This is a genomic window from Solimonas aquatica, assembly GCF_900111015.1.
Classification (GTDB): Bacteria; Pseudomonadota; Gammaproteobacteria; order Nevskiales; family Nevskiaceae; genus Solimonas; species Solimonas aquatica.
Window position 1 is genome coordinate 94,855 of record NZ_FOFS01000015.1, and the last position, 25,299, is coordinate 120,153.

A 25,299-nucleotide genomic window follows, 5' to 3' on the forward strand; every position below is an offset into this window, starting at 1 on the left:
CCTCGTGCGGGAAGGCGGCAAGCCGGATCGCGGTACAACTGCGAAGCGGATCAAGCTTGGCGCCGGCACGCGGCTGGCCGGCGCCCGGCTGATACACTAAGCGCCTTTTTTGCAAACCCCGATCCGTCGTCCGTCCATGTCCCAGCCGTACCAGCCCTCCCTCATCGAGCAGGCCGCCCAGGCCTTCTGGCAAGAACAGCGCAGCTTCGAGGTTCGTGAAGAACCCGGCCGCGAAAAATACTACTGCCTGTCGATGTTCCCTTACCCCAGCGGCAAGCTGCACATGGGCCATGTGCGCAATTACACCATTGGCGACGTGATCTCGCGCTACCAGCGCATGCTGGGCAAGAACGTGCTGCAGCCGATCGGCTTCGACGCCTTCGGCCTGCCGGCGGAAAACGCGGCGATTGCCAACAACACCCAGCCGGCGAAGTGGACCTATGCCAACATGGATTACATGCGCAGCCAGCTGCAGCGCCTGGGCTTTGCGTATGACTGGCCGCGCGAGCTGGCCACCTGCCGGCCCGAGTACTACCGCTGGGAGCAGCTGCTGTTCACGCGCCTGATGAAGAAGGGCCTGGTCTACCGCAAGAACGCGGTGGTGAACTGGGACCCGGTGGATCAGACCGTGCTGGCCAACGAGCAAGTGGTGGACGGCCGTGGCTGGCGTTCCGGCGCGCTGGTGGAGCGCAAGGAAATCCCGCAGTGGTTCTTGAAGATCACCGCCTACGCGCAGGAACTGCTGGACGATCTGGACCAGCTGGAAGGCTGGCCGGAAGCGGTCAAGACCATGCAGCGCAACTGGATCGGCCGCTCGGAGGGTCTGGAGCTGCAGTTCAGGATCGAGAACGAGGCCGAGCCGCTGACCGTGTACACCACGCGCCCGGACACGCTGATGGGCGTGACCTATGTGGCAGTGGCGGCCGAGCATCCGCTGGCGCAGAAGGCGGCGGCCGGCAATGCCGAGCTGGCGGCGTTTCTGAAAGACGCCAGCCGCAGCGGCGTGGCCGAGGCCGAGATGGAAACCATGGAGAAACGCGGCATGCCCCTGGGCATCCACGCCATCCATCCGATCAGCGGCGAGAAGGTGCCGGTGTGGGCCGCCAACTTCGTGCTGATGGGTTATGGCACCGGTGCGGTGATGGCGGTGCCCGCGCATGACGAGCGCGATTTTGAATTCGCGAAGAAATACGGCCTGCCGATCAAGCGCGTGATCCAGAGCGTGCGCGAGCAGGCCTTGATGCAGCGCCTCGCCACGGTCGGTGATCTCTCCGACGAGGATGATCTGGTCGACGCGCCGGCCAATCAGCCGCTGCTCGCCGAGCTGGAGGCGATCCGCAGCGGCTGCAACAGCGAACACGGCCGCCTGATCAATTCCGGCGAGTTCGACGGCCTGGATTTCGGCCAGGCCTTCGAGGCGCTGGTGACGCGCTTCGAGGCCGCCGGCACCGGCAAGCGCCGCGTGAACTTCCGCCTGCGCGACTGGGGCGTCTCGCGTCAGCGTTACTGGGGCTGCCCGATTCCGGTCATCTACTGCGCCAAGTGCGATGCGGTGCCGGTGCCGGAGGATCAGCTGCCGGTGGTGCTGCCGGAAGACGTGGCCTTCACCGGCGTGAAGTCGCCGATCAAGGCCGATCCCGAATGGGCCAGGTGTGCCTGCCCGCAGTGCGGCGGTCCGGCCACGCGCGAGACCGACACCTTCGACACTTTCATGGAGTCGAGCTGGTACTTCGCGCGCTATGCCTGCCCGAACTACGAGGGCGGCATGCTGGACAGCGCGGCGGCGAACTACTGGCTGCCGGTGGATCAGTACATCGGCGGCATCGAGCACGCGATCCTGCATCTGCTCTATGCACGCTTCTTCCACAAGCTGATGCGCGACGAGGGCCTGGTGGCCTCGAACGAGCCCTTCACCAATCTGCTCACGCAGGGCATGGTGATCAAGGAGACCTATTACCGCGAAGGCGCCGACGGCAAGAAGCTGTGGATCAATCCGGCGGACGTGGAGCTGACGCTGGACGCCAAGGCGCAGCCGGTGGCGGCCACGCTCAGGAGCGACGGTCAGCCGGTGGTGATCGGCGGCGTCGAGAAGATGTCCAAGTCCAAGAACAATGGCGTGGACCCGCAGGCGCTGATCGACGAGTACGGCGCCGACACCGTGCGCCTGTTTGCGATGTTCGCCGCGCCGCCGGAGCAGAGCCTGGAATGGCGCGACGATGGCGTGGAAGGCGCTTCGCGCTTCCTGAAGCGCCTGTGGCGCGCAGTGCAGCTGCATGTCGAGGCCGGCGCCGCGCCGGCGCTGGATGCGGCGGCGCTGAGCGAGCCGCAGAAGGCGCTGCGCCGCAAGCTGCACGAGACCATCGCCAAGGTCGGCGATGACTACGGCCGCCGCCGCACCTTCAACACCGCGATTGCCGCGATCATGGAACTGATGAACGAGGCCACGCGCGGCGAAGCCGACGCCAGCGCGCAGGGCCGCGCCGTGGCGCAGGAACTCTGGGAGGCGGTGGTGCTGATGCTGCAGCCCATCGTGCCGCACGTCTGCCATGCACTGTGGGTGCAGCTCAGGCCCGGCAGCGCGCTGCTGGCGCAGGCCTGGCCCAAGGTGGACGAGGCGGCGCTGACCCGCGCGGTGATGAATCTGGTGGTGCAGGTCAACGGCAAGCTGCGCGGCAATATCGCGGTGCCGGTGAGTGCCACCCAGGAGCAGATCCTGGAAGCGGCGCTGGCCGATGCCAATGTCGTCAGGTTCATCAACGGCGCGCCGATCAGGAAGAAGATCGTGGTGCCGGGCAAGCTGGTGAACCTGGTGATCTGATGCGCGTCCTGTTCGCTCTGGCGGTGCTGCTGCTGAGTGCCTGCGGATTTCATCTCGCCGGCCAGGCGCCGCTGCCGGAGGGCTTGCGCAAGGTTTACATCGACACCGTCACGCCCTACAAGGTCGGCGAGCCGCCGCTGGAGGCGCAGCTGCGCGCGATTCTGCAGCGGCGCGGGGCGCAGGTGCTGGCCTCGGCCAACGACGAGGCCACCACCATCCGCCTGTCCAATCTCGATGAGCGGCGCGAGGTCCTGTCCCTGGGCACCGACGGCAAGGCGGTGGAGTTTCGCGTCATCACCCGCGTGCACTACGAAGTGTTCCGCGGCACGCAGACGCTGATTCTGCCGGGCGATCTGGTGGCCAGCCGCGATTACAGTTTCGAACCCTCACAGCTGCTGGCCAAGGAAGCCGAGGAACTGCGTCTGCGCAGCTTCATCCAGAGCGAGCTGGCCGAGCTGCTGATGCTGCGTCTGGATGCCACGCTCACGCATCCGGCCACTGCTGCGCCAGCAGTGCCAGCGGGTGGCGCACCGGCACCTTGAGACCGCGTCGCCGCAGGCCGGCGGCCAGATGCAGGCTGCAGCCGATGTTGCTGCTCAGCAGCAGCGCGGGCTGGAGTGCGGCCAGCTCATCGAGCTTGTGCGCCAGCAGCTGATCCGCCATCTGCGGCTGGTTCAGGAAATAAGTGCCTGCGGCGCCACAGCAGGCCTGCTGCGTGGACAGCGGCAGCAATTCCAGCTCCGGGATCTTGCGCAGCAGCGCGAGGATGTCATCGCTGCCGCCGCAGACGTTCTGCTGCGTGCAGGGCAGATGCAGGGCCGCGCGCAGCGGCAGTGGCTTGAGCGCGACGCCTTGCGGCCAGTGCTGCAGCAGGAGGCGATGCGGGTCCGTCACCCGCTGCGCGAAGGCGCCGGCCGAAGCCTCCAGCCGGCCGTATTCACGCAGCGTGGCGCCGCAGCCGCTGCCCGCGTAGACGATGTGCTGGGCTTCGGCAAAGGCCTGCACATTGCGGGTGATCAGCGGTGTGAGCAGCGCGGTCTGTCCGGCGTGCTGCGCGAGTGCGCCACAACAGCTTTGCGCCGCAGCCGGCTGCAAGGCGAAGCCGGCGCGCCGCAGCAGGGTTTCCAGTGCCGCCAGGGTCTGGCGTTCGGCAATGTCATTCACACAGCCGCGAAACAGCGCGACGGGCAAGTCCTGGGCGGGGGCCTGATAGCTACCGACGCGGATCGTAGCGTCCGGTGCAGGCAGCAGGCTGGCCCAGCGACGCAGCGCGCCGCGCGCCAATCGCGCCAGGCCGCTGCGCTGTGCGAGCTTGAGCAGCACGCGCAGCAGGCCGCGCAGGCTGGCCTGGCTGAGCCAGGGCGCGAGCCGGCGCGCCAGCCGTCCTGATGCGGGATTGCTGCGGGCCTGCAGGCCGCGGGCCGCGTCGAGCAGCTCGCCATAAGGCACCTTGGCCGGACACACCGTCTCGCAGCGCCGGCAGCTCAGGCAGCCATCCAGATGGGCTTGCAGCACCGGACTTGCAGTGACCAGGCCGCTGGCCAGGCCTTGCATGAGCGCGATGCGGCCACGCGGCGAGTCGCCTTCGTGCCGGGTTTCGCCGTAAGTGGGGCAGTGCGGCAGACAGAGGCCGCATTTCACGCAGAGATCGGCCTTGTCGAGCGGGAAGGGAGCGGCAGGGACGGACGGGCGTGACATCCGCGCATGATAGGGCGCCGCTGCCTGCCGGGCACAGCGCGCCGGCGCCGACACCCCGGCAGCCTGAACGCCGATCCGTATACTGCGCGGCATCTGTCCAGCCGTTCGGTACGCCGCCGTGAATGATCTGCCCGCGCCCTTCTACGCCCACCATGTGTTCTTCTGCGGCAACCGCCGTCCGCCGGGCGAGCGCGCCTGCTGCGCCGACAAGAACGCCGAGGCCATGCGCGAGTACGCCAAGAAGCGCGTGAAGGCGCTGGGCCTGGCGGGCCCCACGCGCACGCGCATCAATCAGGCCGGCTGTCTGGACCGCTGCGAGAAAGGGCCGTGCATCGTGGTGTACCCGCAGGGTGTCTGGTATCGCTACGAAAACCAGCAGGACATCGATGAGATCATCGAACAGCATCTGCAGCAGAACCGCATCGTCGAGCGCCTGCTGATCCGCTGAGCCTCGGGCGCTGCGGCGTTCAGAGCACCGGCGAGTTGATGTTGAGCGGGTTGACGGGTTTGTCGCTGACCGCCGGTGCCGCGCTGCCGGTATCGGCGTCGGCGTCTTCCTGCGGCTGCGGCGTGGAGCGGTCGCCGGTGAGCCAGACCAGCATGTCGTAGTAGGTGCGGACATTGCCGACATAGGTGATGGTCTGCAGACTGCGCGCATAGCCGTGGCGGGTCTTGGAATACCACTGCTCCTTGGACAGCAGCGGCAGGGCGTTGCGCACGTCCAGCCAGCGGTTGGCGTCGCCGCCGCGCTTGCGCGCCAGATCGCGCGCATCCAGCAGGTGGCCGATGCCCATGTTGTAGGCGGCCAGCGCCATCCAGCTGCGATCCGGTTCCGTGACGCTGGGCGGCAGTTGGTTGAGCATCAGCCGGAAGAAGCGCGCGCCGCCCATGATGCTTTGCTGAGGGTCTTCGCGATTCTCCAGCTTCATCAGCTCGGCGGTGGAGTTGGTCAGCTGCATGATGCCGCGCACCCCGGTGGGACTCACGGCGCTGGTGTCCCAGTGCGACTCCTGATAGGCGATGGCCGCCAGCAGGCGCCAGTCCAGACCGTATTTCGCGGCCGCCTTCTCAAAGCCGGTGCGGTACTGCGGCAGCCGCGTCTCGGCGTGCGTGGCCAGCGTCTGCGCACCGTAAGTGTCCACCTGCTCGATGTGGCCCAGGTAGCGGTCCTTGATTCTGGCCAGCTCCGCGCCACCGAGTTCCTCCAGCATGCGGTCGGCTTCGCGCAGCAGACTGTCATCGCCGCCATCGGGGAAGGCCCAGGCGATGTCCTGCGGCGCGGCGATGTCGATGCCGGCGCGCAGCTTGGGGTAGTAGCGCAGATTGATGGCGAGCAGATCGGAATTGACGATGGTGTAGTCCAGCTTGCCTTCGGCAACCTGGAACAGCAGTTCTTCGCCGGAGTCCTCGTCGCTGGTTTCCCAGCGCAGCTGCGGATACTGCTGGGTCTTGAGCTGCTGCAGGTATTCCTGCAGCGCGCTCTGCCTGGGGATGCGCAGCGTGCCCCGCAGCTCGCCCAGATTTTTCGGCGCGTCGCTGCCGTTGCGATAGACCAGCTGCGGCACCACCTGCAGCAGGGATTTGGAGAAGCGCAGCTGCCGCTGTCGCTCCGGCGTCACCAGCACGCTGGCCGCCGCCATGTGATCGCGGCCGCTGCGTACCATCTCCAGTGCCTCGCCGGGCGTGGCGGCGACGTCCAGCTGCACGCGCACGCCCAGGCGGTCGGCCAGGGCCTTGACCAGGTCGTACTCCAGGCCCACCGCCTCGCCGCCGGGGCCGATGTAATACACCGTGGGACTGTTGATGGTGGCCACGCGCAGCAGGCCGGTCTTGCGGATCTCGTCCACGCCGCTGCTGCGCGGCGAGCAGGTGCCGATCATGCCGAGCACCAGTGCAGTCAGCAGCAGAGCGCCGCTGCGGAGCAGGCGGGCGGCGGAATTGCGGGAGGAGGTAGGCGCCGCGTTGTGGTTCATTTAGAATAGCGGCCCCGCATCTGGCGGCGGCGACCCCGCAGGCTAGCACAAGCGGTCCACGGAGAGGTGGCAGAGTGGTTGAATGTACCTGACTCGAAATCAGGCGTACGTGAAAGCGTACCGGGGGTTCGAATCCCTCCCTCTCCGCCAAACAAATAAAAAAGCCCCTTGAATGGGGCTTTTTTATTTTTCAAAAGTAAAAATATGAGGGAGGGATTCGAAGCTGCGGCAGCGGCCGGCCCGGAGGGGAATCCCTCCCTCTCCGCCACACAAATGAAAAGCCCCTTTCGAGGGGCTTTTTCGTTTCTGCAGGGTGAATCCTGGGGGCGGTGCTCGGTTCGTCGGGGGCTGGCCTGGCGGCTCGGAACGCGGCATCAGGCGCCACTGCATGAGGCCCTGACGACGGGCATGCAGATGCTGGTGCTTGCCTGTCTGCTCCGGCGAGCGGATTGGCGGGGCCGCGCAAGGGCCGCGCCGCATCATGGTCTCGGCGCGCATCTGGTGCATCCGGAACTGGAAGTGATGCAGGAGACGCTACTGAGCCATTTGCCGGAGTTCTGGCCTGATCCCGCGACCGCCGCGGTTCCACGGCAGCATCGACAGGATCAGCAAGCCACTGCCGCTGAAGTCGAAGCTTGAAGGCATCTTCAAGGCTGAGGCCATGACCGGCAAGGTCAAGGCTTCGATCATGGGTTTGTTTCCGTTCACGGCCCTGAGGCATTGAGCGGCCGCTCCATGCAGGGGCTTGCGGTCCAGTGGGCATCGGCTCGGCTTGTCGCGATCGCGATGCCCGCGGCTGTGCCCTGCGGGCTCAGGGCAGGTCCGGCATCAAGGCAGTCGCTGAGTCGGACAGCAGACGTTCCAGCCGTTCCATGCGATGCCGGTGTGCGGTGGTGATGGCGTAGAAGTGTTCCTGCAGTTGTGGCGAGCGCCCGACGGTGACCAGCGTGCCGTTGCGCAGCTCGTCCTGCACCACCACCTCGGGCAGCACGGTCAGCCAGCCGCTGTCACGGGCGATCAATCGCAGCATGGCCATGTCGTCCACTTCGGCGCGCAGCCTGGGCTTGACGCCAGCAGTGAGACAGAGCGCATCGAACTGCGCACGCAGGGTGTTGCGCGGTCCCGGCAGCGCCACATCCAGCTGATGCAGATCCTCGGGCACTCGCAGGCTGTGCCCCTGCCACCTGGCGGCAGGTCCCACCAGGCAGATCGACAGGCTGCCCAGATAGCGGCAGTGCAGGGGACGGTCCGTGTCGGCGCTCACCGCCTCGTTGGCGAACACCAGGTCGAGCTGGTGTTGCAGCAGGCGCTGCAGCAGCAGTTCCAGCGAGCCGGATTCGAGGCTGAGGCTGACGCTGGGATCGCTCAGCAGCGGGCGTAGCCAGTTTTCCTGATAGTTGCGCGACAGGGTGGCGACGCTGCCCACGCGCAGGCGTTCCATGCCCTCGCCGCGCCCCTGCAGCCGGCCCAGCATCTCCTGGCCGAGGCCGAAGATGTTCTCGGCGTAGGACAGCACCAGCTGTCCCGTATCGGTCAGCACCAGGCTGCGGCCCTTGCGCTCGAAGAGCGCTTCACCCAGGCGTTGCTCGAGCTGCCGGATCTGGGCGGAGAGCGCGGATTGCGCCAGGTGCAGCTCCTGCGCGGCGCGGGTCAGATGCCCCTGCTTGGCGACCGTCCAGAAGTAGTACAGGTGATGGAAATTCAGCTGCTGCAGATTCATCGTTCCATTAAATAGATTGAAACGTTAGAAACAATGTATTTCACAGAATGATCGCCGGCAAGCAGTATTCACACAGGGTTTTCTCGGGAGTGGAACCGTGTCGGTCTGGTCTGCGCTTGTCTGGGTCTTGGCACTGATGCCGGTGCTGCTGATGCTGCTGCCCGCCCTGGCCGCTCGTGCCAGGCACGCCACGCCGGGCCCGGTCTGGTCGCGCTTCGTGGTCTGTTCGGTTCTGGCCGGCGCCAGCGCGCTGTCGACCCTGCTGCTGGCGCTGTTCGCGCCGGCCGCCGGCGCGCTGCCGGGTCTGGAAGCCAGCGTGCTGGGCGCCAGCCTGGCGCTGCTGGTGCAGCTTCTGGGCACGGTGATCGGCGTGTTTTCCTCGCGCTATCTGCAGGGCGAGGCACGCCAGCCGGCTTATGTCGCGGCCTTCGCCGGCACCCTGGCCGGCGTGCAGCTGCTGTTGCTGGCCAATCACTGGCTGCTGCTGATTCTGAGCTGGGCAGTGCTGGGGCAGACGCTGCAGCGCTTGCTGTGTTTCTACCCGGAGCGGCCCTTTGCGCTGCTGGCGGCGCACAAGAAATTCATTGCCGATCGTCTGGCGGATGTCCTGCTGCTGCTGGCCATGGTGCTGGCCTGGTGGCAGGTGGGCAGCGGCTCCTTTTCTGCGCTGTGGGCGCAGCTGCAGGCAAGCGGCGCCTCAACGGCCCTGCAGCTCAGTGCTGTCTGCCTGGTGCTGGCCGTGATTCTGCGCACCGCGCTGCTGCCGGTCCACGGCTGGCTGATCCAGGTGATGGAAGCGCCCACGCCGGTATCGGCCTTGCTGCATGCCGGCGTGGTGAACCTGGGTGGCTTCGTGCTGATCCGCTTCGCGCCCCTGCTGGAAGCCGCGCCGGTCGCGCGCGGGCTGCTGCTGGTTTTCGGTCTGCTGACCGCGCTGCTCGCCGGCCTGGTCACGCTGACGCGCATCAGCATCAAGGTGCGGCTGGCCTGGAGCACGGTGGCGCAGATGGGCTTCATGCTGCTGGAGTGCGGGCTGGGACTGTACACGCTCGCGGCCCTGCATCTGATCGGTCACTCCCTGTACAAGGCGCACAGCTTCCTGGGTGCCTCCGGGGTGGTGCGGCAGACGCGGCTGCGCGAGCTGCGCGGCAGCGCCGCCCCGCTGGGCTGGAGCCTGCTGCTGGCGCCGCTGTGCTCGCTGCTGGTGGTGACGCTGTTGCCGCAGGCCCTGGGCGAATCGGTCTGGCCCTGGTGGTGGTGCGGCATCCTGGCCCTGGCCTGGGCGCCGCTGTTCTGGCAGGCGCCGCGCACGCCGCCGCAGGCGCCCTCGCATCTGCGCCGCGCCCTGTCGGGCCTGGGCATGGTGGCACTGCTCACCGCGCTGGCCTGGCTGGCGCATCGGCTGCCGCTGGGGCTGCAGGACCAGCCCGAGACCGCCTTCGGCATCGTGGCCCTGATCGGCATGGGCCTGATGTATGTCGGCCTGGCACTCATTGAATGGCGGCCGCATTGGCTGGAAACCTGGCGGCGCTGGAGCTATGCCGGTTTCTACGTGGATGAGTTCTACACGCGCCTGGCGCTGCAGCTCTGGCCCAAGCCCTGGGCCGGCGCCGCCGCCTGGGCGCAGACCCCGAAACTGCAGGCCGCTGCCTCTGCCCCCGGGGCCGAGTGAAGTCTTCTTCAAACCGCTGCCAGGAGTTGCGGATGCACACCTCAGAACCGGTCAGGCCCGAGCCGATCCTGGCGCACGACGCGCCGGATGCGGCCTTTGATGCACAGGTGGAAGCCGCCTGCGTCCGGGCCTGTGCGCGCATTGCGCCGAGCTGGCCGCTGGACCGCGCCATCGCCGTGAATCCGCACTGGGGCCGTATCGCCGGCAGCGTGCGCGAGGTGGCGGCGCGCATGGCGGTGCTGGCCGACATCCAGGTGCTGCCACCGCGCGAGTATCTGGCCCAGGCCTGGGGCGAGGGCCGGGTTTGCGCCGAGGACCTGCAGCAGGCGCTGGCGCAGCTGCCGGCGGCGCAGCAGGCCGGCCTGAGCGTGCCGGACTGCATCGCGGCATTGTCGCGGCCGCGCAGCCTGCCGCGCCTGCCACTGCTGATCGACGTGCTGGACGATGATGCGCAGCGCCACACGCGGCTGTCCTGGCGACAGGCGATCACGCATCAGGTGAGCCAGACCTGCGCGGCCTACTTCGATGAGGTGCAGGCCGATTGGCGGCCGGCGCGTGGCCAGGGTCTGTATGCCTTCTGGCGCCAGACGCTGGGTCTGGATCATGGCATCGGCGTGCTGATGGGTCTGCCCGAACTGGGTCGCCACATCCGCGCCCTGCCGGCCAGCCGTGAGCAGGCCGAGCGCTGGGTGCTGCGGCGTCTGGGGCTGCGGCCCGAGGTCTGGGCGGATTATCTGGAAGCAGTGCTGCTCACCGTCAACGGCTGGGCTTCCTGGTGTGCCTATCGCGCCTGGCAGGCGCGGCTGGCGGGTGGCAGCGATGGGCATCTGCGCGATCTGCTCGCAATCCGTCTGGCCTGGGGCGCGATTCTGCTGGAATGCAAGGACGCCGCTGCGGCGCAGCGTGCCTTCGGCGCCCTGCAGGCACAGTGGCGACAGGCGCCGGCCCTGCTGCAGCAGGCCGAATCGCTGTTGCAAGTGGATGAGGTCTGGCAGCTGGCGCTGGAGCTTGGCTATCAGCGCCAGCTGCGCCAGCGCCTGCAGGCCGCTGCCTTGGCACAGGCGCCGGCAACGGTGGCCGCGCCGATGATCGAAGTGCAGGCCGCGTTCTGCATCGATGTGCGCAGCGAGCCGCTGCGCCGCGCGCTGGAAGCGGTATGGCCCGCGATCCAGACCATCGGCTTCGCCGGCTTCTTCGGCCTGCCCATTGCGTACACGCCGCTGGGCACGGCGGCACGGCGCCCGCAGCTGCCGGGCTTTTTTGCGCCGGCCATGGAAGTGGGCGACCAGATCGAATCCACCGACGCCAAGTCCGATGCACAGCTGCACGAGCAGGCACAGGTGGCGCGGGCGCGGCATTTCGCGCGCTCGGAGCAGTGGCGTGCCGGCAATCGCTGGCCCAGCGCGGCCTTCTCTTATGTAGAGGCCGCCGGCGTCGGCTATCTGGGCAAGCTGCGGCACTGGCTGTGGCCGGGCGCCAAGGCTCGCCACAGCGATGACCTCGCCGGGCTGCCGTCGGCGTATCAGGGTCTCTGCCGGCCGACGCTGCTGGGCCTGGATGCCGACGCGCGGCTGCAACTGGCGCGCCGCGTGCTGCATGCCATGGGCCTGGAGCAGAATCTCGCGCCGCTGGTGTTGCTGGTGGGGCACGGCAGCCAGAGTGCCAACAATGCCCAGGCGGCTGCGCTGGACTGCGGTGCCTGCTGCGGCCAGAGCGGTGAAGTCAACGCGCGTGCGCTGGCGCGTCTGCTCAACGAGCCGGCGCTGCGCGAAGGCCTGCGCGCGCAGGGCCTGCACATTCCCGATGACACCGCCTTCGTGGCCTGCCTGCACAACACCACCACGGATGAGATCGAAGGCTTCGACCTGGACCTGTTGCCGCCGGCCGCGCTGGCGCGCTGGCAGCGACTGCAGCCGGTGTTGGCGCAGGCCTGCGACCAGCTGCGCCGGGAGCGCGCGCCGCGCCTGGGGCTGGACCCGGCGCAGGCGGCCGACAAGCTGTTGCTGCAACTGCGCCGGCGCGCCAACGACGGTGCGCAGACGCGTCCGGAATGGGGGCTGGCCGGCAACGCAGCCTTCATCATCGCGCCGCGCCAGCGCAGCCTGGGCGCGCGACTGGACGGCCGCTGCTTCCTGCATGACTACGACAGCGCGCGGGACGCCGACGGCGGCGTGCTGGAACTGCTGATGACCGCACCGATGCTGGTCACGCACTGGATCAACTGGCAGTACCACGCTTCCAGCTGCGATCCCCGGCGCCTGGGCAGCGGCAACAAGCTGCTGCACAACGTGGTGGGCGGCGCGCTGGGCGTGTTCGAGGGCAATGGCGGTGATCTGCGCATCGGCCTGTCGTGGCAGTCCGTGCACGATGGCGAGCGGCTCGTGCACGAGCCGCTGCGCCTGACCGTGCTCATCGATGCGCCGCGCGCCGCCATCGGCGCCGTGATCGCGCGCCACGAGCTGCTGCAGCAGTTGCTCGACAACGGCTGGCTGCACCTCTGGCGTTTCGAGGGCGAGGACTTCGAACGCTATGCGCCGGCAGGCTGGGTGGCGGCGCTCTAGCTCGCGAACACCTTCTTCACCTCGCGCCGCAGCAGCTTGCCCATCTCGTTGTAGGGCAGCGCCGGCAGCACGGCGATCTTCTCCGGCACGCGCGAGGAGCGCAGGCGGTTCTTGATCAGGTTGCGCAGTTCCTCGTCGCTGGGCCGCGGCTGTTCCGGCTTGAGCGCGATGGCGATGCCCACGGCCTCGCCCCATTCCACGGAGGGCACGGCCACGGCGGCGGCATCGGCGATCGCCGGATGCGTCATCAGCACGTCCTCGATCTCGCCGGGCGAGATGTTCTCGCCGCCGCGCACGATCACGTCGTCGGCACGGCCGGCCAGGAACAGATAGCCCTCGGCGTCGAGATAGCCGGCGTCACGGGTCGGGAACCAGCCCTCGGCATCCAGGGCCTTGCGTTCCTTGTACTCGCCGGAGACCTGCTCGCCACGCACATAGATTTCGCCGCGCTCGCCGGCCGGCAGCACGCGGCCTTCCTCGTCGCGGATCTGCAGCTCGATGGTCGGCAGCGGCTTGCCCACCGAGGCCAGGCGCGCACGCACCGCCGGGTCCTGCGAGCGCTGCGCATTGCGATGGTCTTCGGGGCCGAGCAGGGCGATGGTGGAGCTGGTTTCGGTCAGGCCGTAAGCATTGGTGAAGCCGGTGGCGGGGAACAGTTCCAGCGCGCGCTCGATCAGTTCCAGCGGCATGCGGCCGCCGCCATAGGCCAGCGCCTGCAGGCCGGAGAGGTCCGGGCGCAGGCCGGCGTCCATGCGCGCGATGATGCGCGCCAGCATGGTCGGCACCACGAAGGCATTGCTCACCCGCTCGCCGGACGCGAGGTTCAGCCAGGCATCCGGATCGAAGGCCGGCAGCAGCACGATCTTGCGCATCGCGTAGATCGAGCTCATCAGCGCGGCGATGCCGGCGATGTGGTACGGCGGCACGCAGACCAGCGCGCCTTCGGCGGCATCGGCGGAGGCGAACTCCACGGTGCCGAGAATGTAGGAGAGCAGATTGCCGTGACGCAGCAGCGCGGCCTTCGGCGCGGCGGTGGTACCGCTGGTGAAGATCTGCACGGCGATGCTCTCGCCGTGCTCCTCGGCCTCGCCGGCTTCGGCGCCCAGGCGCTCGGCCTCGGCCACGAACTCGGAGCGGCTCACGGTCTTGTGGCCTTGATCGGGGTTCAGGCGCTGCACGCGCGCCACGTCGCCGATCAGGTAGGCCGGGGCGATGCGCTGCAGCAGCGCGGCGAGATCGGCATCGGCCAGACGGTAGTTGAGCGGCACGTAGGGCACGCCGGCCAGGGCCGCGCCGAACAGCGCGATGGCGGCGGCCTCGCTGCTCTCGTCGAGCAGCCCGACATGGCTGCAGCCTGCCGTCTTGATGGCGGCGGCGGCGCCGTGCGCGGCGCGCCACAGCGCGGAGTAGGACCAGCGACGGCCGTCGCAGACCAGACCGATGCGATCCGGCTCGGCATCGGCCGCCATTTGCAGCAGTAGCGAGATATTCATCGGCGGGACTTTTAGTCGGAGGAGGGCAGGGGCTTGGCTTCCTTGAGCTGCAGGGGCGCGCCGGCAATCGACAGCGAACCCTGGCCCGCCTTCACGCACAGCAGTTCGATGTTGCCGGCGCTGTCCACATAGCGCTTGCCGATCTTGCTGCCTTCGGCAAAGCCGGGATTGAGCGTGCCACGCTCGCCGGGCTTCTCCGACATCGGCGCGCCGCCGCATTCCACCACCACATTGCTGCCGCGAATCACCATCACCTCGGTGTCGCAGACCGTACTCTTGAGCTTGATTCCCGGTTTCATATTGCTCTCATCCATGCCTCAGGCGATGGCGCCCATGGCCTTGAGCTTCTCGATGCGCTCCCACTCCAGGCCCAGTTCCATCAGAAAGGTTTCAGTATGTTCCGAGGCCTGCGGCGCGCGCGTCGTCTGAACGGGTTGGTGGTTGAACTGCACCGGTCCGCGCACCAGCTTGATCGGCTTGCCGCCGTCGGCGGATTCCACCTCGAACAGCATGTCGTTGGCCAGGGCCTGCTCGTCGCTGGCCAGGTCCAGCAGGCTCTGCACCGGCGCCCACTGGCCCTTCATGGTCTTCAGGTGCTGGCGCCAGTATTCGAAGGGCTTGGCCGCGAACGCCGCCGCCACCCGCTCGCCCACTTCCTTCCAGTTCTGCATCAGTGATTTGGTGTCGGCAAAGCGCGGGTCGTCGGCCAGCTCCGGAATGCCCAGGTGGGTGAAGGTGTCGCGGATCACCGGGCCCGGCGTGAGGATGCACAGATTGATGGTGCCGCCATCGGCGGTCTGGTAGTTGCCGTTGAAGGGGTTGCCGGGATTGCCGCCCACGGAGGGCATGCGGTTGCGCATCACCTGGCCGTAGTCGATGCCCATGTCCACCGAGGTGCCGGCCGCCCACCAGGCGGTGCTGAGCAGGGACACGTCCAGCTCCACGGCCTCGCCGGTGCGTTCGCGATGGAACAGCGCGGCGGAAATGCCGCCGGCGATGTTCATGCCGCCGATGGAATCGCCGAAGGCCGGAATGCCCTGCGGCAGCGGACCGCCCAGTTCCGGCGGCGACATGGTGTAGCCGATGCCGCTGCGCGACCAGAACGCGGTGCCGTCGAAGCCGCCCACATCACGCTCCGGCCCCTTGTCGCCGTAGGCGCTGCCGCGCGCGTAAATGATCCTGGGATTGGCCTTGCGGATGTGCTCGACGTCGAACTTGAACTTCTGCCGCTGCGAGGGCAGGTAATTGGTCAGGAACACATCGGCGGTCTTGGCGATTTCATAGAGCAGCTCGGCGCCTTCGGCGGTGGTGATGTCGATGCCGACACTGCGCTTGCCGCGATTGGGATGCTCCATGAACGGGCTGCGGTTCGGGTCCACCTTGATGCCGCCCAGATTGATGAAGCCGCGCTGCGTATCGCCGCGTACCGGATGCTCCACCTTGATCACGTCCGCGCCCCAGTCGGCGAGGATCGCGCCGGCGGCGGGAACAAAGGTGAACTGCGCCACTTCCAGGACCCGCACGCCCTTCATTACCTGCGTCATAGTCGCTCCTCCATCGTGAACCGTCATGGGCGCCCGCATCCCTTGACGAAGTAATCAACGCTGGTGATTATAACCAACTCATGCCCTGCCGATTGCGCAAAAACATTGGCATTCGGCGCACATTTCTATCCACCAGGGCAGTCGCGGACGCAGTCTCGCAAGAACAGCGCGACGCTTGATGAGGAGAGCAGTTCATGAAGCTTGATGCCACGCTGTCGGCGGTGGTCACCGGTGGTGCTTCCGGCCTGGGTCTGGCCACGGTCAAGGCCTTGCGCGCCGCCGGCGTGAAGGTCGCGATTTTCGATTTCAACGAAGACACCGGCCGCAAGGCGGCAGAGGAGACCGGCGCTGTCTTCTGTCAGTGCGACGTCACCAGCGACGCCAGCGTCGATGCGGCCTTTGCCGCCGCGCGTGCCGCCAACGGTCAGGAGCGCGTGCTGGTCAGCTGTGCCGGCGGCGGCAATGCCGTGGCCACCGCGCGTCGCGACAAGAACACGGGCGAGATCAAGATTTTCCCCTCCGACCAGTTCGAATCGGTGCTGCGCCTCAACACCGTGGGCACCTTCCGCTGCATCACCCGTGCGGCAGCCGGCATGATGACGCTGGCGCCGGTGGACGGTGAGCGCGGCGTGCTGATCAACACCGCCTCGGCGGCGGCCAGCGAAGGTCAGATGGGCCAGGCGGCGTACTCGGCGGCCAAGGCCGGCATCGTCGGCATGACCCTGACCATCGCCCGCGACCTGTCGCGCGAGGGCATCCGTTGCAACACCATCCAGCCCGGCATCTTCAACACCCCGGCCATGGCGCGCGCGCCGGCGCAGATGCTGGAAGCGCTCGGCGCCATGGTGCCGTTCCCGCCGCGCCTGGGTCGCGGCGAGGAATACGCCAGCATGGCCCTGGAGATCATCCGCAACACCTACCTCAACGGCGAGACCATCCGTCTGGACGGTGCCATCCGCATGCAGCCGCGCTGAGCAGGCGCAGGGCATGAAAAACGCCGCGACCGGCAGCCGGTCGCGGCGTTCTGTCTTGCGGCGCCTGCCTTACACGCGCTCGATGATGATCGCCGGGGCCATGCCGCCGGCCGCGCACATGGTGATCAGGCCGCGCTTGAGATCGCGACGTTCCAGTTCATCGAGCACGGTGCCGATCAGAATCGCGCCGGTGGCGCCGATCGGATGGCCCAGGGCCATGGCGCCGCCGTTGACGTTGATCTTGTCGCGGTTGATGCCCAGATCGCGGATGAATTTTTCCACCACCACGGCGAAGGCCTCGTTGACCTCGAACAGATCGATGTCGGCGAGTGTGAGTCCGGCCTTGGCCAGCACCTTGCGCGCGGCCGGCACCGGGGCGTTGAGCATCAGCGTCGGGTCGTCGCCCATGTTGGCGGTGGCCACCACGCGCGCGCGCGGCTTCAGGCCGCTCTTGCGCACATAGTTTTCCGAGGCCAGCAGCAGCGCGGCGGCGCCGTCGACCACGCCGGAGGAATTGCCGGCGTGATGCAGGTGTTCGATCTTGAGATCGGGATAACGCTGGTTGATCAGCTTGCGGAAGGTCGTGCCTTCGCGATCCAGCGGCAGGTCGGCCACCTGCACGAAGCTGGGCTTGAGCGCGGCCAGATCGGCGGCGGTGGTCTGCGGCCGCGGATACTCTTCCTTGTCGAGCAGCACCATGCCTTCGTCATTGATCACCGGCACGGTGGCGCGCGCGAAATAACCCTTGGCGATGGCCTGCGCGGCGCGCTGCTGGCTGAGCAGGGCGAGATCGTCCAGCGCCTGGCGGCTGATGCCTTCCATGGAGGCGATGGCGTCGGCGCAGACGCCCTGGTGCGACTGCGGATGCTTCTTCTGCAGACGGGCATTGCCCGAACCCATGCTCAGCGGGCGCAGGCCGGCGGCCGCTTCCTGCTGCGAGAGGGCGGTGATCAGCGACATCATCTCGGTGCCGCCGGCGATGATCAGGTCTTCCATGCCGGCGCGCAGCTGTGCGGCGGCCATGCTGGTCGCCGTGATGCCGCTGCCGCAGAAGCGGTCCAGGGTCACGCCGCTGACGCGCACATCGAAGCCGGCGTCGAGCGCGGCCATGCGGCCCATGTCGCCGCCCTGCATGCCTTTCTGCGCGCTGGTGCCCCAGATCACATCGTCGATGTCGGCGGTGTTCAGCTGATTGCGCTCGGCGATGGCCTTGAGCACGGTGGCGGCCAGATGCTGCGGGTGCGCGGTGACCAGCGCGCCCTTGCCGGGCTTGCCGATGCCGCGCGGCGTGCGCACCGCATCGATGATGAAGGCTTCTGACATGTGATCTCCTGCGTTCCCGAATGATTCGAGCGGCTTATGAATGGCGGCGGGCCGGGGCGCTGCCCGGAGCCGATTCGGCAGTATAGCGCCGCACTGGCGCTGATCAACAACGCTGTCTATTTGACCTTGAGGGGCGCCAGCTGCTCGTCCACGAAGCGCAGCACTGCGGCGTTGAAGGCGTCGTTGGCGTCGCCGGCCACCATGTGGTGGGCATCGGCGATGTCCACGTACTGCGCATGCGGCACCTGCTCCAGGAACTCGCGCACGCTCTCGTCGCTGACGATGTTGCTGCGCCGGCCGCGCAGCAGCAGGGTGGGCAGGCGCAGCTGCCGCGCCGCGGCTTCCAGCGGGCTGGGTCCGGTCTGCCGGTAATGGCCGTCGGCATCGCGGCCCATGCGCATGAAGGCCGGGTCCCAGTGCCAGACGTAGCGGCCATTGCGCAGGCGCAGATTGCGCTGCAGGCCGCTGGTGTCGCGCGGGCGCGGACGATGCGGCAGATAGGCCGCCACCGCATCGGCGGCTTCTTCCAGGCTGGCAAAGCCCTCGGGCGCGCTGTCCATGAAGGCCACCACTTCCTGCGTGCCCTTGGCCTCCGGCCGCGAGGTGATGTCCACCAGCACCAGCGCGCGCAGCGCCTGCGGTGCGCGCGCGGCGGCAAGAATGCCGGCCAGGCCACCCAGCGAGGCGCCGACCACCACCGGCGGCTGCGACAGCTGCGCGGCGAGCTGCAGCAGATCGTTGGCGAAGAGGTCCAGGCTGTAGTGGCCACCGGGCGACCAGCCGCTGTCGCCGTGTCCACGCAGATCCGGGGCGATGGCGCGATAGCCGCGCGCCGCCGTCTGCTGCCGCGCCTTCTGCCAGCTCTGCCGGGTCTGCCCGCTGCCGTGCAGGAACAGCACCGGCGCGGCGTTTTCCGGACCTTGCGCATCGGCGACCAGTTCGATGTCGGACAGCGGCAGGACCAGGCGTTCGACGGCGGACATGGTGCGGTTTTCTCCGGATTGAAGGGTCGTGCTGGCGCGCGGCGGCCTGCGGCTCTGGCGCAATCGGCCTGCGGCCGGCGACATTGCCGAGGCCTGCGCAACCTGCGTATCATAAATCAACAATGTTGTTGATAAGGCGTTGCGATCGTCAGGCGGGAAAGCAAAATCCCGGTCCTGCGCGGCGCGACGGACAAGGCGGCCGGGTCCGGAGGAGCTGTGGCAATGATCCGTTTCCGGATCCGCTTCGATGCCAGACGAAGCGCGTCGCCGGTTCCGGCAGGGCCGCTCGTTTGTCACGCCTGTAGACCACATTGCCCTTAACCCGATCTCACCGAAGGCTTGTCATGTCCGCTTCCTCGAACAGCGCTGTGCCCACGATTCCCCATTGGCTGGCCGGCCAGGCCGTCATCGGAGCCAAAGAGCGCGCCGGCGACGTCTTCAATCCCAGCACTGGCGAAGTCAGCGCGCGCGTGCCGTTTGCCTCGCCCGCCGAGCTGGATCAGTGTGTGGCCGTGGCGCGTGAAGCCTTCACCGGCTGGGCCGCGACCCCGCCGCTGCGCCGCGCCCGCGTGCTGTTCCGCTTCCGCCAGCTGCTGGAGGCCGCCAGCGATGAAATCGCCCAAGCCATCTCGCGCGAGCACGGCAAGACCCTGGCCGATGCGCGCGGTGAAGTGGTGCGCGGCCTGGAAGTGGTGGAATTCGCCTGCGGCATTCCGGATCTGATCAAGGGCGAGCACAGCGAGAACGTCGGCACCGGCATCGATGCCTTCAGCCTGCGGCAGCCGCTGGGCGTGGTGGCCGGCATCACGCCGTTCAACTTCCCTGCAATGGTGCCGCTGTGGATGATTCCGGTGGCGCTGGCCTGCGGTAACACTTTCATCCTCAAGCCTTCCGAACGCGATCCTTCCGCTTCGCTGATTCTGGCGCGCCTGCTCAAGGAAGCCGGTCTGCCGGATGGCGTGTTCAATGTGCTGCACGGCGACAAGAGCGCGGTCGATGGCCTGCTGCAGCATCGCGATGTGGCGGCGATCAGCTTCGTGGGCTCGACGCCGGTGGCGCGTTACATCCACCAGCAGGGCACGGCCAATGGCAAGCGCGTGCAGGCACTGGGCGGCGCCAAGAATCACATGGTGATCATGCCCGACGCCGATATCGATGATGTCGTCGAAGCCCTGCTCGGTGCGGCCTACGGCTCGGCCGGCGAACGCTGCATGGCGATCTCCATCGCCGTGGTGGTGGGCGATGCCAATGCCGACCGCCTGATCGCACAGCTCTCCGAGCGCGTGAAGAAGCTGCGTGTCGGCTCGCCTTTCGAAGGCGCCACCGAGATGGGCCCGCTGATCACGCGCGAACATCGCGCCAAGGTCTGCGATTACATCGACACCGGTGTGAAGGAAGGCGCGCAGCTGATCGTCGATGGTCGTCCGGGTTTTGCTGACAAGCCGGGCGGCTTCTTCCTGGGTGGCTCGCTGTTCGACAAGGTCACCACCGACATGCGCATCTACCAGGAGGAAATCTTTGGGCCGGTGCTGGGCGTCACGCGTGTGCCGGATCTGAATTCCGCGATCAGGCTGATCAACGCACACGCCTACGCCAACGGCACCGCGATCTTCACCCGCAGCGGCGCCGCCGCGCGTGCTTTCACCTCCGGCATCGAAGTCGGCATGGTAGGTGTGAACGTGCCGTTGCCGGTGCCGATGGCCTTCTACAGCTTCGGTGGCTGGCGCGGCTCGCTGTTCGGTGATCATCACATCTACGGCCGCGAAGGCGTGCGTTTCTACACGCGCATGAAGGCGGTCACGCAGCGCTGGCCGCGTGATGTTGAGCACAAGGCCGAGTTTTCGATGCCGACGATGAAGTGAGAACTCGCCGTTTCGCTGTGTGGTAACCGAGGCGAGTTTCTGACACGAATATTCGCCTTTGCCGCCGGCAGAAGCTCGATTTGACCGGGTGGGCAAATCGGCTTCCTGTCTGCGGAGAATCCGTTGTGAGCGCGAGAGCACTGTCGTTAACCTGTGCTCAAGACGTGGGTGCAAGCTGGGCTTGGTGTTTTTTTGTGGCAGGCGCTCGGTCATGGGAGCGCCGCCAGTCTCACTCATAAATAAATGGCATTCGGGTTTTCATATCAAAGGCCGTGAAGGCCTGACCCGAACCAATTCGGAAGCGTGGAGGAGTGTGTGATGAAGATCGGTAAGGTGGCATCCGCTGTCACCATTGCGGCAGGTCTCGGCCTGATCTGCGGAACAGCCGCCAGGGCGCAGGATTCAGCCGCTTCCGCGCCTGCTGCGGACGCCCCGGTTGCGGCAGGCGAAGCCGGCACCGGCGAAGCTGCGGCAGCTGGCGTCGCAGCCGAAGCGCCCGCCGCTGCGCAAGCGCCCACACCTTATCCTGAAACCGTTGCTGCACCGGTCGCCGGGCCGCAAACGCCGGCCGGCGCAGCCCCGAGCGAAGCCAGGCGCGGTCTGGAAGAGGTGGTGGTGACCGCCCGTCGCGCCGCCGAAAATCTGCAGGACGTACCGGTGGCCGTGTCCGCCATGAGCAGCGCCGATCTGGCGCGCGAGGCGATCAATACCGGACAGGACCTGCAGGGTCGCGTGCCCTCGCTGACCATCAGCGCCAACAGTCAGCAGCGCAGCACCGAAGCGCCGACCATCCGTGGTCAGGGCGGCACCTTCGGCGCCGGCCCCGGCGTGGTGATCTACTTCGCCGAAGTGCCGCTGCCGGCCGACTCCGTGTTCAACGGGCAGGGCGGTCCGGGCAAGTTCTTCGATCTCGCCAACATGCAGGTGCTCAAGGGCTCGCAGGGCACGCTGTTCGGCCGCAACACCACCGGCGGTGCGCTGCTGCTGGAGCCGCAGAAGCCCAAGGACAAGTTCGAGGCCTCGCTCAAGGGCGAGGGCAGCAACTATGGCGGTCTGGGTTATGAAGGTGTGCTCAACACGCCGATCATCGACAACACCCTGCTGATGCGCGCCGCCGTGAAGTACTTCGACCGCGAGGGCTTCACCAAGGACGCCGACACCGGCAAGGACTACGACAACAAGCATTTCTGGAATGCCCGTCTGGGCATCACCTGGCGTCCGACGGACAACATCGAGAACTACCTGCTCGGTCACTATGCCTACAACCATGACAATGGCACCGGCGTGGTCATCGAAGGTTTCAACCCCAGCGGCCTGAACTACGGCCTGCTCGCGCAGGGCACGGGCACCGCGCCTTCGCAGACGCTGGCGGACCTGCTCAATGTCGGCTGCCTCTATTTCAATCTGCAGTCGGGTTCCAGCAACTGCGGTCAGGACATCGTCGATGAGCAGCAGGCGCGTGGCATCCGCCGCGTGCGCACCAGCACCGATCCGATGGACAAGCTGAGCACCGGTGGATTGACCGATCAGTTCAAGCTGGATCTCAACGAGCAGCTGACGTTCCGCAACATCGCCAGCTATTCCTTCTTCAAGCATGTGCTGCGCTGGGACATGGACGGGTCGTCCGCCGCGATGGACGACATCGTCAACCCGACCAACAAGAACCTGTCCGACACCAGCCAGATCACCGAAGAAGCGCAGCTGCAGGGCACGGGCCTGGACAGCAAGCTCAAGTATGTGGTCGGCATCTACTACCAGAAGGTCAAGCCCGAAGGCGACCAGTCGGAATATCCGGTGGCGATCTTCAACACGCTGCCGGCACAGGAGTTCAGCATCGAGCAGAGCACCTGGGCGCCGTATGCACAGGGCACTTATGACCTCGGCGGCCTGGTGGATTCGCTCAGTGGCCTGAGCCTGACCCTGGGCGCGCGCTATACCAAGGACCGTTCCTCGGGCACTTCCAATGCCGGCGGCACCGAGCATGGCGACAGCTACAGCAAGGGTGTGATGACCTATACCGCCGGTCTCGACTACAAGATCGACACCGTGCTGCTCTACGGCAAGATCAGCCGTGGCTACAAGGCCGGTGGCTTCTCGCCGATCGCGGTCAACGCGGCGGACTACACCTACAAGCCCGAGTACGTGACCAACTATGAAATCGGCGAGAAGGCCGACTTCGAAGTGATCGGCATGCCGGCCCGCGTCAACGCGGCCCTGTATTACACCGACTACACCGACATGCAGCGCGCCGGTACCGACAAGGAAGGCGCCAACTACGGTGGCGCGATCTTCACGGCAGGCAAGGCCTCGATCATGGGCTTTGAGATGGATGCCACCCTGCAGCTGTTCCAGGGCTTCACGCTGCTCGCCAACTACGCCTATACCCAGGGCAAGTACGACAAGTTCCAGCTGCAGAACAACGCCATCAATCCGCAGCTGGATTGCACCGGGGCACTGGTGCCGCAGGGCGGCGTGGCCAAGCTCGACTGCGTGCCCTTCCAGTACACGCCCAAGCATCAGGCCAGCGGTACCGCGCGTTACGAGCTGCCGGTGGATCCGGATCTGGGCTTCATGGATGCCTCGGTCACCTATTCCTGGATCGATCGCCAGTATTCGTCCTCGTACACGCTGCCGCAGGCCGAGCCGGGTGCCTGGCTGGGTTCCTTCGGGCTGCTCAATGCCAGCTTCCAGTGGAACAACATCCTCAACTCGCCGGTGGATCTGCAGCTTTACGGCACCAACCTCACCGACCGCACGTATCGCATTTCCAACAGCAACGTCTGGAACGTGATCTATTTCCGCAGCTCGATCTACGGTGAGCCGCGTATTTATGGAGCACAGCTGACTTATCACTTCGGCGCTTGATCAAGGCCGTTGTGCGCCGCGGTTCGCAGGCTTGCTTAAAGCCTGCGAGCTGCGGCGCATTTCTCGTCTCTACGCTATAGGAATTGTCATGAGCTCTCCGGCCAGCTTCACACCCAGCGCGCTGTTATCGGTATACCGCAAGGCTTTGCTGATTCATGTGGTGGACGAGCGGGTACGGACGCTGCTGCGCAGTGGGCGGATGGCGGCGGTGTACTACTCGCCGCGCGGGCAGGAGATTCTGGCGGCGGCGATGGGGGTGCACCTGGCGCCGACGGATTACCTGGTGTGCACGTATCGCGGCATCCATAACCAGCTGGCCAAGGGGCTGCCGCTGAAGCAGCTGATGGCGGAGTACTACGGCAAGGCCACGGGCACCTGCAAGGGCAAGGGCGGGCCGATGCACATCACGCATCCGGAGACGGGCGTGATGGTGACCACGGGCGTGGTGGGTTCGGGCCTGCCGATCGCCAACGGCCTGGGCTGGGCCTCGCAGCTGCGGGAGGACGGCCGGGTGACGGTGTGCAGCTTCGGCGACGGCGCCTCCAACATCGGCGCCTTCCACGAGGCCCTGAACATGGCGGCGCTGTGGAAGCTGCCGGTGATCTTCCTGTGCGAAAACAATCTGTACGGCGAATGCACGAGCTATGAGAAAGCCACGGCCAGCGCCACGATTGCGGATCGTGCGATTGCCTACGGGTCCGGGATGCGCGGCGTGACCGTCAACGGCAACGACGCCGAGGCGATGTGGCGTGCGGCCGGCGAAGCCGTGGCACGCGCCCGCGCCGGCGAAGGCCCGACCCTGCTCGAAGCGCGCACCTTCCGCTTCATGGGCCACTACTTCGGTGACCCGGGCGCCTACATCCCCAAGGACGAATACGCCGCTGCCCTGGCCAAGGACCCGATGCCCGCCACGCGCGAGCGCGTGCTCCAGAGCGGCGCGGCGACGCAAAGCGAGCTGGACGCGCTGACGGCCGAATACAACGCCCTGGTGGACGAAGCCCTGCAGTTCGCAGCCGACAGCCCGTTCCCGGACGTCTCGGAAATCGACAAGGACATCTACGGAGCCGCGGCATGAGCGCGACCGACAACAAGAGCAATCTGATCACCTTCACCGAAGCCTATTCGCGGGCCCTGCACGATGCGATGGAGATGGACGCCAGCGTGATCATGCTGGGTGAAGACATCGCCGACGAAGAAGGCGGCGGCGTGTTCAAGGTCACCAAGGGCCTGTCGACCAAGTTCGGCAAGGGCCGCGTGCGCACCACGCCGATCTCCGAACAGGCCATCGTCGGCGCCGCCGTCGGCGCCGCCCTGGTCGGCATGCGCCCGGTGGCGGAAATCATGCTGATGAACTTCATCACCGTGCCGATGGACCAGATCGTCAACCACGCCGCCAAGCTGCGCTTCATGTCCGGCGGCCAGACCCATGTGCCGCTCACCATCCGCACCCGCACCGGCGCCGGCCAGGGCACGGCCGGCCAGCACTCCGACATGCTCGAAGCCTGGTTTGCCCACGTCGCCGGCATGAAAGTGGTGATCCCCTCCAGCCCCGCCGATGCCTACGGCCTGATGCTGGGCTGCATCTTCGATGACGATCCCTGCCTGTTCATCGAAGACGCCGTCACCCGCACCCAGACCGGCCCGGCGCCGGAGAAGGGCGTGAAAATCCCGCTGGGCAAGGCCCATGTGGTCAAGCCCGGCAAGGATGTCTCGGTGATCGGCTACGGCCGCGCCCTGCGCGACAGCCTCACGATTGCCGAGAAGCTGGAAGGTGAAGGCATCTCGGTGGAGATCGTCGATCTGCGCACCGTCT

General features: G+C 66.9%; 19 protein-coding genes and 1 tRNA gene. 11 read left to right on the forward strand and 9 right to left on the reverse strand.

Annotated features, from left to right (window positions below; all coding sequences use genetic code 11):
• The first annotated feature begins 136 nt into the window (after positions 1 to 136).
• Positions 137 to 2,818: a leucine--tRNA ligase gene (gene leuS, locus BMY12_RS17555; protein ID WP_093289076.1), complete on the forward strand. Its 2,682-nt coding sequence runs from the start codon at positions 137 to 139 to the stop codon at positions 2,816 to 2,818.
• Positions 2,818 to 3,360: an LPS-assembly lipoprotein LptE gene (locus BMY12_RS17560; protein WP_093289078.1), complete on the forward strand. Its 543-nt coding sequence runs from the start codon at positions 2,818 to 2,820 to the stop codon at positions 3,358 to 3,360. Before leuS ends, BMY12_RS17560 begins: the two co-directional genes overlap by 1 nt.
• On the opposite strand, the gene BMY12_RS17565 is transcribed toward BMY12_RS17560, so the two are convergent.
• Positions 3,302 to 4,459 carry a (Fe-S)-binding protein gene (locus BMY12_RS17565; protein WP_218140245.1) on the reverse strand — a complete coding sequence of 386 codons (1,158 nt, stop codon included), beginning with the start codon at positions 4,457 to 4,459 and terminating at the stop codon, positions 3,302 to 3,304. The two genes, BMY12_RS17560 and BMY12_RS17565, sit on opposite strands and share 59 nt — an antisense overlap.
• A 175-nt stretch (positions 4,460 to 4,634) precedes the next feature.
• On the opposite strand from BMY12_RS17565, the gene BMY12_RS17570 reads away from it, so the two are divergent.
• Entirely contained in the window at positions 4,635 to 4,964 is a 330-nt protein-coding gene (locus BMY12_RS17570; RefSeq protein WP_093289080.1) for a (2Fe-2S) ferredoxin domain-containing protein, read from the forward strand.
• 19 nt (positions 4,965 to 4,983) lie between these two features.
• Here the strand turns inward: BMY12_RS17570 and mltF are convergent, their stop codons facing one another.
• On the reverse strand, positions 4,984 to 6,489 hold the full coding sequence (mltF, locus tag BMY12_RS17575) for a membrane-bound lytic murein transglycosylase MltF (RefSeq protein ID WP_093289082.1): 1,506 nt from the start codon (positions 6,487 to 6,489) through the stop codon (positions 4,984 to 4,986).
• Positions 6,490 to 6,549: 60 nt separating this feature from the next.
• Between mltF and BMY12_RS17580 the strand changes: the two genes are divergently transcribed.
• A tRNA-Ser gene (locus BMY12_RS17580) sits at positions 6,550 to 6,639 on the forward strand.
• Positions 6,640 to 7,023: 384 nt separating this feature from the next.
• Here BMY12_RS17580 and BMY12_RS20405 read toward each other — a convergent pair.
• Together BMY12_RS20405 and BMY12_RS17585 are read right to left on the reverse strand one after the other, a co-directional pair.
• The gene (locus tag BMY12_RS20405) at positions 7,024 to 7,179 is read right to left on the reverse strand and encodes a hypothetical protein (RefSeq protein ID WP_177189056.1); all 156 of its coding nucleotides are present in this window, start codon (positions 7,177 to 7,179) and stop codon (positions 7,024 to 7,026) included.
• A gap of 121 nt (positions 7,180 to 7,300) precedes the next feature.
• On the reverse strand, positions 7,301 to 8,209 hold the full coding sequence (locus BMY12_RS17585) for a LysR family transcriptional regulator (RefSeq protein WP_093289083.1): 909 nt from the start codon (positions 8,207 to 8,209) through the stop codon (positions 7,301 to 7,303).
• 97 nt (positions 8,210 to 8,306) lie between these two features.
• Between BMY12_RS17585 and BMY12_RS17590 the strand changes: the two genes are divergently transcribed.
• Positions 8,307 to 9,881: an NADH-quinone oxidoreductase subunit L gene (locus tag BMY12_RS17590; RefSeq protein WP_245732600.1), complete on the forward strand. Its 1,575-nt coding sequence runs from the start codon at positions 8,307 to 8,309 to the stop codon at positions 9,879 to 9,881.
• A 32-nt stretch (positions 9,882 to 9,913) separates the two neighbouring features.
• The gene (locus BMY12_RS17595; protein ID WP_093289086.1) at positions 9,914 to 12,442 is read left to right on the forward strand and encodes a YbcC family protein; all 2,529 of its coding nucleotides are present in this window, start codon (positions 9,914 to 9,916) and stop codon (positions 12,440 to 12,442) included.
• Here BMY12_RS17595 and BMY12_RS17600 read toward each other — a convergent pair.
• From BMY12_RS17600 to BMY12_RS17610, 3 genes are read right to left on the reverse strand one after another with little or no spacing between them, the layout of a single operon-like run.
• Positions 12,439 to 13,935 carry a class I adenylate-forming enzyme family protein gene (locus BMY12_RS17600; RefSeq protein ID WP_093289088.1) on the reverse strand — a complete coding sequence of 499 codons (1,497 nt, stop codon included), beginning with the start codon at positions 13,933 to 13,935 and terminating at the stop codon, positions 12,439 to 12,441. The two genes, BMY12_RS17595 and BMY12_RS17600, sit on opposite strands and share 4 nt — an antisense overlap.
• A gap of 11 nt (positions 13,936 to 13,946) precedes the next feature.
• Entirely contained in the window at positions 13,947 to 14,234 is a 288-nt protein-coding gene (locus BMY12_RS17605) for a hypothetical protein (RefSeq protein ID WP_093289112.1), read from the reverse strand.
• A gap of 18 nt (positions 14,235 to 14,252) precedes the next feature.
• Positions 14,253 to 15,467 (reverse strand): CaiB/BaiF CoA transferase family protein, encoded by a 1,215-nt coding sequence (locus BMY12_RS17610; RefSeq protein WP_093289089.1) that lies wholly within the window; start codon positions 15,465 to 15,467, stop codon positions 14,253 to 14,255.
• 206 nt (positions 15,468 to 15,673) lie between these two features.
• On the opposite strand from BMY12_RS17610, the gene BMY12_RS17615 reads away from it, so the two are divergent.
• A complete protein-coding gene (locus tag BMY12_RS17615; RefSeq protein ID WP_093289091.1) occupies positions 15,674 to 16,453 on the forward strand; it encodes an SDR family NAD(P)-dependent oxidoreductase in 780 nt (259 codons plus the stop codon).
• A 69-nt stretch (positions 16,454 to 16,522) separates the two neighbouring features.
• Here the strand turns inward: BMY12_RS17615 and BMY12_RS17620 are convergent, their stop codons facing one another.
• Entirely contained in the window at positions 16,523 to 17,776 is a 1,254-nt protein-coding gene (locus tag BMY12_RS17620) for an acetyl-CoA C-acetyltransferase (protein ID WP_093289092.1), read from the reverse strand.
• A 116-nt stretch (positions 17,777 to 17,892) separates the two neighbouring features.
• Positions 17,893 to 18,759: an alpha/beta fold hydrolase gene (locus BMY12_RS17625; protein WP_093289094.1), complete on the reverse strand. Its 867-nt coding sequence runs from the start codon at positions 18,757 to 18,759 to the stop codon at positions 17,893 to 17,895.
• A gap of 344 nt (positions 18,760 to 19,103) precedes the next feature.
• On the opposite strand from BMY12_RS17625, the gene BMY12_RS17630 reads away from it, so the two are divergent.
• From BMY12_RS17630 to BMY12_RS17645, 4 genes are all read left to right on the forward strand, one after another.
• Positions 19,104 to 20,621 (forward strand): CoA-acylating methylmalonate-semialdehyde dehydrogenase, encoded by a 1,518-nt coding sequence (locus BMY12_RS17630; protein WP_093289095.1) that lies wholly within the window; start codon positions 19,104 to 19,106, stop codon positions 20,619 to 20,621.
• 615 nt (positions 20,622 to 21,236) lie between these two features.
• Positions 21,237 to 23,486 (forward strand): TonB-dependent receptor, encoded by a 2,250-nt coding sequence (locus BMY12_RS17635; protein ID WP_143069000.1) that lies wholly within the window; start codon positions 21,237 to 21,239, stop codon positions 23,484 to 23,486.
• Positions 23,487 to 23,574: 88 nt separating this feature from the next.
• Positions 23,575 to 24,561, forward strand: a complete 987-nt coding sequence (locus tag BMY12_RS17640; protein ID WP_093289098.1) for a thiamine pyrophosphate-dependent dehydrogenase E1 component subunit alpha — start codon at positions 23,575 to 23,577, stop codon at positions 24,559 to 24,561.
• Positions 24,558 to 25,299, forward strand: a 742-nt coding sequence (locus BMY12_RS17645; RefSeq protein WP_093285085.1) for an alpha-ketoacid dehydrogenase subunit beta, incomplete at its 3' end; no start/stop codon positions are given. The genes BMY12_RS17640 and BMY12_RS17645, both read left to right, overlap by 4 nt.